Origin of the sequence: Hymenobacter sp. (assembly GCF_035709525.1) — a bacterium.
Taxonomy (GTDB): domain Bacteria; phylum Bacteroidota; class Bacteroidia; order Cytophagales; family Hymenobacteraceae; genus Hymenobacter.
In genome coordinates, this window is the sequence record NZ_DASTEP010000219.1 from 35,018 (window position 1) to 45,398 (window position 10,381).

Sequence of the window (10,381 nt, forward strand, 5' to 3'; positions counted from 1 at the left end):
CTACGCCCAGCGAAGCTTTAAACTCGCGTAGGCCCTAAACTTACCGTCGCGGCTGATGAGCGTGAGGTCTTCGCTGAGCGCCTGCGCGATGAGCAGGCGGTCGAAGGGGTCGCGGTGATTGGGCTGCATGGGCAACCTTGCCAGGGTATTCAAATGCTGGTTGCTAATTTCCAAGTTGTCAAAACCCATTAGCGCTACACGCTGTAACCACCTCTGAAAAGTACCCTTTAACTCGAGCTTACCTATACTATACTTGATGGCTATTTCTAGTAGCGAAACGCGGCTGAGATGAATGGCGGCATCCGGCTGCCGAATAAGTTTAATTACCTCTTCGGGTAGCAATTGAGGCGCTTGCGCATACCAAAGCAGCGCATGCGTATCAAGCAAGTAAGCAGGCTCCGCCATTACATGTACTCCTTCATGTCGTCCAGCGGCTCATCAAAATCATCTGCCATCCAGAACCCCTCATCGTAGGCAAAGCCAGGCGGTGCAATCTGCCGGCGCGGCGGTTCAGTTGGCTCCTCCGTGCTTCGCACCAGCGCTAATACCTGCTGAAACAACTCCTCGTTTTTTGTACGTGCCAGCGTGGCCAACACTTCATCGCGTTCCTTTTCGGCTATCATGGCTAGTTGATTTTTTAACATCAATTTACAGCTTTTTCTCATAGCTACCCCGCCACTTTCTCCGCCAGAAACCGGGCCGTGTAGTTGGTATCCTTGAGTTTCACCAGTTGCTCGGGCGTGCCCTCGAAGAGCAGGTGCCCGCCGTTGATGCCGCCCTCGGGGCCCATGTCGATAAGCCAGTCGGCGCACTTGATGATGTCCATGTTGTGCTCGATGATAAGCACCGAATTGCCTTGTTCCACCAGCGCGTTGAGCGCGCCCAGCAGCTTGGCGATGTCGTGAAAGTGCAGGCCGGTGCTGGGCTCGTCGAAGATAAACAAGATTTTATCCTGTTGCAGCGTAGCGCCTTTGGTGAGGAAGCTCGCCAGCTTCACGCGCTGGGCCTCGCCGCCGCTGAGCGTATTGGCCGACTGCCCCAGGCGGATGTAGCCCAAACCTACATCGAGTAACGGGCGCAGGCGCTCAGCCACCTTGGGCTGGCCAGCGAAGAACTCTACGGCGTCTTCCACCGTCAGTTCCAGCACCTCGTAGATGTTCTTATCCTGGAATTTGATTTCCAGGATATCCTGCTTGAACTTGTGGCCGCCGCAGCTTTCGCAGGTCAGGTAGATGTCGGCCATGAACTGCATCTCGATTTTCACCTGGCCTTCGCCCTGGCACACCTCGCAGCGCCCGCCCTCCACGTTGAACGAGAAGTGTGAGGGCTTGAGACCGCGCGCCTTGGCCAGCGGCTGCTCCGAAAACAGCGTGCGGATGGTGTCATATGCCTTCACGTAGGTCACGGGGTTGGAGCGCGACGACTTGCCGATGGGGTTCTGGTCTACGAACTCCACGTGCGTTACCTGTCCGTTCACGCCCAGCAGGCGGTCAAATTTGCCGGTGGTTTCGCCCGCGCCGCCGCCGAGCTGCTTCATGAGCGCCGGGGCCAGGATGCGCCGGATGAGCGTCGATTTGCCCGAGCCAGACACGCCCGTTACCACCGTCATCACGCCCAGCGGAATCTTGACGCTCACGTTCTTGAGGTTATTTTCGCGGGCGCCGGTCAGCTCCAGCGCGTTGCGCCAGGGGCGGCGCACGGTGGGCACCGGCACGTCGAGCTTGCCGCTCAGATACTGGCCGGTGTAAGTGGCCGTATCCTGCATCAGCTCCGGGAAGGTGCCCTGAAACATGAGGTTGCCGCCGCCGCTGCCGGCCTCGGGGCCGATGTCGATAATCTGGTCGGCGGCCTCCATCATTTTCTCTTCGTGCTCCACTACCACTACGGTGTTGCCCAGCGCTTGCAGCGAGCGCAGCACACCGATGAGCTGCTCGGCATCCTTGGGGTGCAGGCCAATGCTGGGCTCGTCGAGCACGTACATCGAGCCCACCAGGGCCGAGCCCAGCGACGTAGCCAGCGAGATGCGTTGGCTTTCGCCGCCGCTCAGCGTATTGCTCAAGCGGTTGAGGGTGAGGTAGCCCAGACCCACGCGGTTGAGGTAGCCCAGGCGGTTCGTGATTTCGGCCAGCAGGCGGTCGGCCACTTTGGCTTCGTGCTCGGTCAGCGTCAGGTTTTCAAAGAATGTAAGCGCGTCGGCGATGGGCAGCAATACAAGGTCGGTGATACTCTTACCATCGATTTTCACGTACTGCGCGTCTTTGCGCAGGCGGGTACCCCGGCAGTCGGGGCAGGTAGTGCGGCCCCGGTAGCGGCTTTGCAGCACGCGGTACTGGATTTTGTGGGTCTGCTCGCTCACCCACTTGAAGTACGCATCCAGCCCTTCAAAGTACTTGTTACCCGTCCAGAGCAAGCGCTGCTCGGCGGCGCTCAGGTCATTGTAAGGGCGGTGAATGGGGAAGTCGAACCGAATGCCATTCTTGAGCAGCGGCTTGAGCCATTCGCCCTGCTTTTCGGTGCGCCAGGGCGCGATGGCGCCTTCATACACGGTCATGCTTTTGTCCGGTATTACCAGGTCTTCATCGATGCCCAGCACCGAGCCGAAGCCTTCGCAGGTGTGGCAGGCCCCGTAGGAGTTGTTGAAGGAGAAGAAGTTAACGTTCGGCTCCTCAAACACCATTCCGTCCAGCTCAAACTTATCGGAGAAGGTGCGCGTCTCGTCGTCCAGCTTCACGATGCAGGTACCGTGGCCCTCGAAGAAAGCCGTTTGCACCGAGTCGGACAGCCGGAACTGCAAGTCGTCGTCGTCGGGCTGCACCACGGCGCGGTCGATGAGAATAAACACCTCCCCTTCTACCTCGGGCTTGCCCTCGCCGATAAGGTCTTCGATGAAAGCGTTTTGCCCGTCTTCCAGCACGATGCGGCTGTAGCCTTTCTGCAAAAGCAAATCCAGCTCCTTGCTCATGGGCCGGTCGGGCTCGGTGCGCAGCAGTGGGGCCAGGATGGTGACGCGCGTGCCACCCGGCAGCGTAAACAGATAATCGACCACGTCGGCCACCGTATCCTTGCGCACCTGCTCGCCGCTCACGGGCGAGTACGTGCGGCCCACCCGCGCAAACAGCAGCTTGAGGTAGTCGTAAATCTCGGTGCTCGTGCCCACCGTCGAGCGGTTGTTCTTGATGCTGACCTTCTGCTCGATGGCAATGGCCGGCGAAATGCCCCGGATGTAGTCCACATCGGGCTTGTCCATGCGGCCCAGAAACTGCCGGGCGTAGCTGCTTAGGCTTTCCACGTACATGCGCTGGCCCTCAGCGTATAAGGTATCGAAGGCCAGGCTCGACTTGCCTGAGCCCGAGAGGCCTGTGACCACGATAAACTTATTACGCGGCAACGCCACGCTCAGGTTTTTAAGGTTGTGAACGCGCGCGTTTTTGATAACGATAAACTGGCGCGGGTCGAGGTGGTCGATTTCGTCGTGGGCCGGGGCGGCCACTTGCAGAGCGGAATTGTCGGACATGAATGCGGTAACGCCGGCCGGGGGGCGGAAGGTTTCGGCGGGCGGCGCAAAGGTCGGGGTTATGATTTGAGCTTAGTCCGTTTTAACATTGCACCTTTACGCATCCTACCTCTTTTTGAATGCCCACCCTTAGCCCTCTTGCCTTGTTAGTAGCCGCGCTGGCCGATGTATATCAACAGGCCCAACAGCATCAGGTGCTAATTAGAAAAAACGAAGCCGCCACTCGCACCGCACTCGTCGACCCTATCCTGCGCGCTTTAGGCTGGGATACAGCTGACTTGTATATGGTAGAGCCTGAGCATACGGTTCAGAACAAGCAGTCGCTGGACTATGTATTGAAAAGCCAGGATGGCACTATCCTAGCTGTAGTGGAGGCCAAAAAGCTAGGCGAGCCCCTTGACAAACTAGGGCATGTATGGGCTCTCATTGGCTATGCTTTTTCACTTAAGCCGAAGGTTTTTATCATTACGGATGGCATACACTGGCATTGTTACTCACCTGAATATTCGCATTACGAGCCCACTACTGCTCTGCATCTCGCCGAAGAAACGCTGCTGCCAACGGCGCTACAGTTGTTGCAGCTGCTAGATGCAGCTCATGGTGGTTATGGCTTGCCGAAAAGCCTGGTAACCCAGCCCAACGCACTACCTTTCAACGCTTCGGTGCCTTCTGCAAAAGAAAGTAAATCAAAGTCTTCTAAATCGGTTTCTCAACCGCCTTCACAGGCAAGTAAACAGTCTTTCACAGAGTTATCTGCGCTGAACACGCTGGCATTATTACCTGGTCAAAAGCCTGCCAGCTTGCTCTTACCTGATGGCACCATTAAGGCAATCCAAACTTGGAAGGACATCCTGCTTGAAGTTGGTCGATTTCTATTGTTGAACAAGAAGAACTTACAACTGCCACTACCCGACAAAGCAGGTAAAAAGCGTTTTCTATTCACATTCGAAAAGCCCGCAATTGGTTCTAGCACACTAGCTTCTTACCAGGGCAAACCGATTTTCATCTACACACACTATAGCGCAACGGACTGCATTGCAAATGCTTTATACGCAGAAGCTCAGTTACCTCCAGAAGCTCGCAAAACAAAAGTAGCTGTTGCCTTTTGAGCCAAGCTAGCACAAAAAAGGGGGCCACCTTGCGGCAGCCCCAGGGAGTCCTACATCCGGCAAGTTCCGGGTTCAGACCGATATAAAGGTATAACCTAAAAACTACTCTCCGACCCGCCCCCACCCGACTGCCCGCCGCCGAACTGAAACCCAGTAGTAGCGGGCGCGGTGGGTACAGAGGCCGTTTGGGCTACTACCAGCGCTTCGAGGTTGAAGTGGGGCGCGGCCTCGTCGTCGGGGGCGGCGGTGAGGCCGTGGCGCGGGGTGCGCAGGTAGCGCAAAGCGGCCAGCGCCAGGCCAATGAGCACCAGGCCGGCGAGGGAGGCCGCTACTTCGGGCGGCATGAGGGCGCGGTAGTAGCGCACCGTGAAGATGGAAAACGCCACTGCCAGCACGCCCACCAGCAGCATTAGACGGTCGTGGCGGCGCAAACCCAGGTAGAGGTACAGCAGCGGCACCACCGCCGTGAATACGTAGAAAACCGGGACCAGCGGCACCTGCGGCGACGGCCCGTAGCCCCCAACTAGTAGCGCATTGCCTTCGCGCACAATCAAATAATTGCCCGCCAGGTAAAACGCGGCCAGCGCCAGCGTCCGCAACACCAACAGGCAGGGGCGGTAATACAGGTAAGACAGGCGGGCGGGCTGCTGCTCCAGCCAATAGAGCAGAGCGGCCGAAGCCGCCATTGTCTCAAACGGCAGCAACAGCCGCCCCCAAGCGCCGTGCAGCAGCATATTCGCCAGTAAGGCCAGCGCCGTGCCAAACGTAGCCACCGCCACCACGGGGTCGGCGTAGCGGCGCAGGGCCAGCAGCAGCGGCCCCAGCAGCAACAGCAGGTGCAGCCACGTGCCCGGCGCAGTCAGCCAGAAATGCGGGCCGTAGTCGCGGTGGCTGTAGCCATAGGGCAGCCACTTATTGAAAGAGTACAGAATCAGGAAATTCCACGCCAGCAACGCACTGTAGAGCAAGGCCATATCGACACCGGAGTGGTAGTGGCGCGCGTTTTTAATCACCGCCTCTACCCCCGCCACGCTACCTGCCAGGGCCAGCACTCCCAGCACCAGCCCGCTGTGCACGCCCAGGACGCCGAGCGCCAGCAGCGCGCTGCCCACGCTCAGCAGGGTGGCCACAAACAGCCCCACCCGCAACAGCAGGGCCGGCTGGTAGTAATCAATTGGGTAAGCCGCCTCGATGGCCGCCCGTTGGGCGGGTAGCAGCAGGCCGCGGCGCTGCCAGCGGGCCGCGGCGGCCCGCAGCGCGGTATGGTGGGGCCAGGCGGCTGGGTAGGCGCGGAAGCTCATGCGAGGCGCAGGATTTTTTTGCTGTTGAGAAATAGCAGCACGATGCCTACCAGCGTCAGGGGCAGGTAAAACACGAGCATGGGCGTTACCCAATCGCTGGAATGGCCGCTGGCCAGCAGCCTTACGATGCTGTAGGTAATGGCTACGTAGCTGTACGCCACGCTCATCAGCAAAAACAGGTAGGACTGCGCGCGCCGGGCATACCACACCAGCCCCGCGCTGAGCACCAGCACCAGCAGCAGCCAGGGCAGGGAGTACCGGCCTTCGGTAGCGAACAGCAAAGACAGGGCCGCCAGCAGCGTCACATTACTCCCCAGCGAAAGGTAGGTAAAGGCAAAGTGCCGCTTGCGGTCGAGAAATTCTGACCCTAGCCCGGCCGCCACCAGCACCAGGCCAAGCAACATCCCCGGGAAGCTAAGGGCACTGTGCCAAAGCAGCGCCTGCTGAAACACTGCCAGCGGAGCCACGCTTACGCCCACCCAGGCGGCCAGCGCCGTAATGGCCAGCGAAAGCACCCCGCGGTGGTCGAAGCGGTAGGCCAGGTAAAAGAACAGCCCGGCGGGCAGCACCGTGGCCAGCCCGTAGCGCGTGCCAAACAGCTCGTATTGAGCCTGCAAATAGCCTTCGAGCACTAGAAACAGCAGGCAGCCCAGCACCAGCAGGTAGTCGGCCGCAATGCTGGTGCGTGGGGCTTCGCCCCAGGTGAAAGCCAACCGGCGCCGCACGCCGTAGGCAAACGACGCGCTCATGGCCAGCGCGATAGCTCCAATTATCACCCCGTGCCCCAGGCTATCGATGTGCTGGTAAATGAGCACTCCCACGCCCCCGGCCAGCAGCGTAATGCCCAGGTAGAGCAGCGCCCGCAGCTCGTAGTGCAGCGAAAACGGCCGGGCGCGCTCGTCCTCGGCAATGGCCGCAGCCTGGGCGGGCGGCAGATAGCCAGCAGCTTCCAGCTCGGCCAGCAGGCGGGTGGTGGGGGTAGGCATTAAAGGAATAGGTAGAAACAGAAAGGCGGCTTAAACTTACGCGCTGCTAGTTGCTGCCAGGCCGCCCCAGCCCTAACCGCCTGCCAGCGCTTGCGTACTGCTACCCGATTACCCAGCTTAGTATATGGCCGAACTGCATATTCAACCCAAGAAAAAAGCCCCCAGCCCGTGGCTGCTCGTGGCGCTGGCCGCGCTGCTGCTCGCGGCCGCCGCCTACTTCTACCTGCGCCCCGACCCGGCCGACGAGCCCGCCCCCGCCGCGACCACGGCGGCCCCCGCGCCCGCCGATACCCTGGCCCCCGACTCGCTCGCCGCTGCGGCCCGCGCCACGCCCCCGCCCGGCGACTCCATCGAAACCAGCCCGCCGCTGGGCAATGCCTCGCCCGCCCGCATCCGGCTGCTGGAGCTGGCCCCGCAGCTCACGCAGCTCGTCGACCGCGCCGACCTGCGCGACGATGCCGCCATCCGGGAGCAGCGCGACAACTTCACCAGCGCCACCTCGCGGCTCGAAGACAACGACCCCGCCGCCAGCCTGCGCCCCGGCCTCGTGGCCGCCGCCAGCCTGCTGCTGGCCGTGCAGCAAAAAGGCTACCCCAACCTCGAAACCGAAGCCAACGCCCTCACGCTGCAAGCCAGCGAGCTATCGGGCCGCGATGCCACGCCCGCCGAGCAAACCCGCAACCGCGCCTACCTGGCGCAGGTGGCCAGCTTGCTCAATACCCTGAGCTACCCCGCCCGCGACGTTCTCTAACCTAGCCCCTTATGAGCTCTCCCATCCTGCGCCGCCTGCGCGACCTGCCCGATTTTGAAATGGCCACCGGCGACCCCGACCCCCGCGGCTGGCCCGTGCGCGGCGGCGACGGCCAGGCTTTCGGCACCGTCGCCGAGCTGCTGGTCAATCTGGAAACCCGCCGCGTGCTTTACCTCACCGTGCAGCTCGACCGCGGCCTGCCCGGCGTGCCCCCGCCCCCGCCACACGCCGAAACCCAGATTTTGCTGCCGCTGGCCGCCGTGAACCTCGACACCGAGGGCGGCAGCGTATTCGTAACCGCGTTGCGCCGCGACACCATCAGCAGCTACCCGCCGTTCGTTGATTTTATTTTGCCTACTGAGTTTGAAGAGGCAATGCAGCGGGCACTGGGTTAGTAACACCAAGCTCCAGCTTGGTGAACCGTTGTTGAGCCAACCAAGCGGGGCTTAACGACGGTTCACCAAGCTGGAGCTTGGTGTTACACTCAATTGGCCCGCACCATGTCGGCCACGGCCGACACCCAGTAAGGCTCCGAGTTGAGCGAGGGCACCAACTGCCAGTGCTTGCCGCCGGCTTCCTCAAACATTTCCTTGAACTCTAGCCCTACTTCGATGGTGGTTTCGAGACAATCGGCTACAAAGGCGGGCGAGAAAGCTAGCACGTTGTGGATGCCTTTGGCCGGAAATTCCTTAATAACCTCGTCGGTGTAGGGTTGCAGCCAGGGGTCGCGCAGGCGGCTTTGCAGGCGGCTCTGGAAGGTCACGGTGTACTGGCTTTCGCTTAGGCCGAGGCCCGCCGCCAGCAGGCGCGAGGTGGCAAAGCACTGCGCCCGGTAGCAGTAGCGGTTGTTTTTGTTGTAGGTATTGCAGCACTTGCCCAGCTGGCAGTAGCCCTTGAAGCTGCCCTTGAGCACATGCCGCTCCGGGATGCCGTGGTAGCTGAATACCACGTGGTCGTAGTCGTGCCGGGCCATCTCGGCCTTGCCCCGCGCCACGAAGCTGGCGATGAAGCCGGGGTCGTCGGCGAAAGTGCTGATGAAGTTGACACTCGGTACTATCCACCAGTCTTTTACAATATCCATCACCTTCTCCTGCACCGAGCCCGTGCTAGCCGCCGCGTACTGCGGAAACAGCGGCAGCACGATAATGCGGTCCACGGCCGCGTCGCGCAGCTCCTCCAGTGCGCTCTCAATGCTCGGCTTCTGGTAGCGCATTCCGAAGGCCACCACGTACTCGTCGCCGAGCACTTCCTTCAGCCGGGCTTGCAAGTCGAGGCCGTGGTAGAGCAGCGGCGAGCCGCGCTCGGCATCCCAAAGCTGCTGGTAGATTTTAGCCGATTTGGGCGCCCGCAGCGGCACTACTAAGCCTTGGAAAAGCGGGTAGCGCACGGCGGCCGGCATGTCAATCACGCGGCCATCGGTCAAGAACTCATTGAGGTAGCGGCGCACGTCGCCGGTCTGGGGCGAGTCGGGCGTGCCCAGGTTTACTAGCAAGACGCCAATGCGGCGGGCGGGGGTAGGCATTATATTTTAGCTATTAGCCTTTGGCTGCTAGCTGTTAGCTCTTCGGGAAGCCAGCAACCAGCAGTCTGGGGCCTATTTTATGGTAATTGCACGTTTAACCAAAAAGCCGGGTTTTCAGCTTCAATTCAACTGCAAAAAAAGCTAATAGCTAACGGCCAGCAGCTAACAGCTCCAAAAAGCCGTACCTTTGCGGGCTCATTTTCAAAACCCTACCTCGCGTGAACCCCGAACCCAAGCCTCACCGTGCCGGCTTCGTCAGCATCATCGGCAAGCCTAACGTGGGCAAATCGACGCTGATGAACGCGCTCGTGGGCGAGCGCCTGAGCATCGTCACGAGCAAAGCCCAGACCACGCGCCACCGCATCCTGGGCATTCTCAACGGCGATGATTTTCAGCTGGTTTACTCCGATACGCCCGGCATCATCCAGCCCAAATACGAGCTGCACAATGCCATGATGGCCTTCGTGTACTCGTCCTTAGAAGATGCCGATGTGATATTATTCGTCACCGACATCTACGAAAAGCACGACGAAGAGCCCGTGGTTGAGCGCCTGCGCAAAACCGAGGACACGCCCATCTACGTGCTGGTCAATAAAATAGACCAGGCCAGCCAGGAAGACGTGGAGGCCAAGCTGGCCTACTGGAAAGAGCAGCTACCCAACGCCACCGACGTGCTGCCCATCTCGGCGCTCAACGCCTTTGGCACCGAAAAGGTGTTGCAGCTGGCCCTCGACAGCCTGCCCATCCACCCGCCCTACTACCCCAAAGACGAGCTCACCGACAAGCCCGAGCGCTTTTTTGCCGCCGAAATGGTGCGCGAAAAAATCTTCAAGCTCTATAAAAAAGAAGTCCCCTACAGCTGTGAAGTAGCCATTGAGGAGTTCAAGGAAGACGATGAAATTATCCGCATTCGCGGCGTGATTTACGTGGAGCGCAACAGCCAGAAAGGCATCATTATCGGTGCTAAGGGTGAGGCACTTAAAAAAGTCGGCACCTGGGCGAGGGAGGAAATGGAGAAGTTTTTCCAGAAAAAAGTGTTCCTCGAATTGTTCGTGAAAGTGAACGAGAACTGGCGCACCGATGCCAAGGCGCTTACCCGCTTTGGGTATCAGTAGTAGCGCTGGCCGCCGTTTAGCGCGCAGCGCGTAACGGCAGGCCGACCAGTGGGGCGAGTCTCCAGACTCGCGGCCTGGGAGCT

The 10,381-nt window shown here is 60.1% G+C and carries 10 protein-coding genes; 4 read left to right on the plus strand and 6 right to left on the minus strand.

What is annotated here, in order from left to right; genetic code table 11:
• The 3 genes from VFO93_RS19365 to uvrA are packed head-to-tail and all read right to left on the minus strand — an operon-like array spanning nt 1 to nt 3,514.
• Nucleotides 1–405, minus strand: coding sequence for a type II toxin-antitoxin system VapC family toxin (locus VFO93_RS19365; protein ID WP_325136035.1), 405 nt, complete (start codon nt 403–405; stop codon nt 1–3).
• Nucleotides 405–623 (minus strand): hypothetical protein, encoded by a 219-nt coding sequence (locus VFO93_RS19370; RefSeq protein WP_325136036.1) that lies wholly within the window; start codon nt 621–623, stop codon nt 405–407. Before VFO93_RS19370 ends, VFO93_RS19365 begins: the two co-directional genes overlap by 1 nt.
• Nucleotides 624–667: 44 nt before the next feature.
• Nucleotides 668–3,514, minus strand: coding sequence for an excinuclease ABC subunit UvrA (gene uvrA / locus VFO93_RS19375; RefSeq protein ID WP_325136037.1), 2,847 nt, complete (start codon nt 3,512–3,514; stop codon nt 668–670).
• Between the two features lie 119 nt (nt 3,515–3,633).
• Here uvrA and VFO93_RS19380 point away from each other — a divergent pair, with 119 nt between their 5' ends.
• Nucleotides 3,634–4,623, plus strand: a complete 990-nt coding sequence (locus VFO93_RS19380; protein WP_325136038.1) for a hypothetical protein — start codon at nt 3,634–3,636, stop codon at nt 4,621–4,623.
• A gap of 95 nt (nt 4,624–4,718) precedes the next feature.
• Here the strand turns inward: VFO93_RS19380 and VFO93_RS19385 are convergent, their stop codons facing one another.
• Both VFO93_RS19385 and VFO93_RS19390 read right to left on the minus strand, forming a co-directional pair.
• A complete protein-coding gene (locus tag VFO93_RS19385) occupies nt 4,719–5,924 on the minus strand; it encodes a hypothetical protein (RefSeq protein WP_325136039.1) in 1,206 nt (401 codons plus the stop codon).
• Entirely contained in the window at nt 5,921–6,910 is a 990-nt protein-coding gene (locus tag VFO93_RS19390; protein WP_325136040.1) for a DUF2157 domain-containing protein, read from the minus strand. The genes VFO93_RS19385 and VFO93_RS19390 overlap by 4 nt, the downstream gene beginning before the upstream one ends.
• A gap of 124 nt (nt 6,911–7,034) precedes the next feature.
• Here VFO93_RS19390 and VFO93_RS19395 point away from each other — a divergent pair, with 124 nt between their 5' ends.
• Nucleotides 7,035–7,661 carry a hypothetical protein gene (locus VFO93_RS19395; RefSeq protein WP_325136041.1) on the plus strand — a complete coding sequence of 209 codons (627 nt, stop codon included), beginning with the start codon at nt 7,035–7,037 and terminating at the stop codon, nt 7,659–7,661.
• 11 nt (nt 7,662–7,672) lie between these two features.
• Nucleotides 7,673–8,056 carry a PRC-barrel domain-containing protein gene (locus tag VFO93_RS19400; RefSeq protein WP_325136042.1) on the plus strand — a complete coding sequence of 128 codons (384 nt, stop codon included), beginning with the start codon at nt 7,673–7,675 and terminating at the stop codon, nt 8,054–8,056.
• Nucleotides 8,057–8,145: 89 nt separating this feature from the next.
• On the opposite strand, the gene hemH is transcribed toward VFO93_RS19400, so the two are convergent.
• A complete protein-coding gene (gene hemH / locus VFO93_RS19405; protein ID WP_325136044.1) occupies nt 8,146–9,183 on the minus strand; it encodes a ferrochelatase in 1,038 nt (345 codons plus the stop codon).
• 218 nt (nt 9,184–9,401) lie between these two features.
• On the opposite strand from hemH, the gene era reads away from it, so the two are divergent.
• Entirely contained in the window at nt 9,402–10,298 is an 897-nt protein-coding gene (era, locus tag VFO93_RS19410) for a GTPase Era (RefSeq protein ID WP_325136045.1), read from the plus strand.
• The last annotated feature ends 83 nt before the right edge of the window (nt 10,299–10,381 follow it).

Excerpts from the sequence above, each read along its gene's own strand:
- VFO93_RS19390 (WP_325136040.1), bottom strand. The coding sequence starts at position 6,910 with ATGCCTACCCCCACCACCCGCCTGCTGGCCGAGCTGGAAGCTGCTGGC.
- VFO93_RS19365 (WP_325136035.1), bottom strand. The coding sequence starts at position 405 with ATGGCGGAGCCTGCTTACTTGCTTGATACGCATGCGCTGCTTTGGTAT.
- VFO93_RS19385 (WP_325136039.1), bottom strand. The coding sequence starts at position 5,924 with ATGAGCTTCCGCGCCTACCCAGCCGCCTGGCCCCACCATACCGCGCTG.
- hemH (WP_325136044.1), bottom strand. The coding sequence starts at position 9,183 with ATGCCTACCCCCGCCCGCCGCATTGGCGTCTTGCTAGTAAACCTGGGC.
- uvrA (WP_325136037.1), bottom strand. The coding sequence starts at position 3,514 with ATGTCCGACAATTCCGCTCTGCAAGTGGCCGCCCCGGCCCACGACGAA.
- VFO93_RS19400 (WP_325136042.1), top strand. The coding sequence starts at position 7,673 with ATGAGCTCTCCCATCCTGCGCCGCCTGCGCGACCTGCCCGATTTTGAA.
- VFO93_RS19380 (WP_325136038.1), top strand. The coding sequence starts at position 3,634 with ATGCCCACCCTTAGCCCTCTTGCCTTGTTAGTAGCCGCGCTGGCCGAT.
- VFO93_RS19370 (WP_325136036.1), bottom strand. The coding sequence starts at position 623 with ATGATAGCCGAAAAGGAACGCGATGAAGTGTTGGCCACGCTGGCACGT.
- VFO93_RS19395 (WP_325136041.1), top strand. The coding sequence starts at position 7,035 with ATGGCCGAACTGCATATTCAACCCAAGAAAAAAGCCCCCAGCCCGTGG.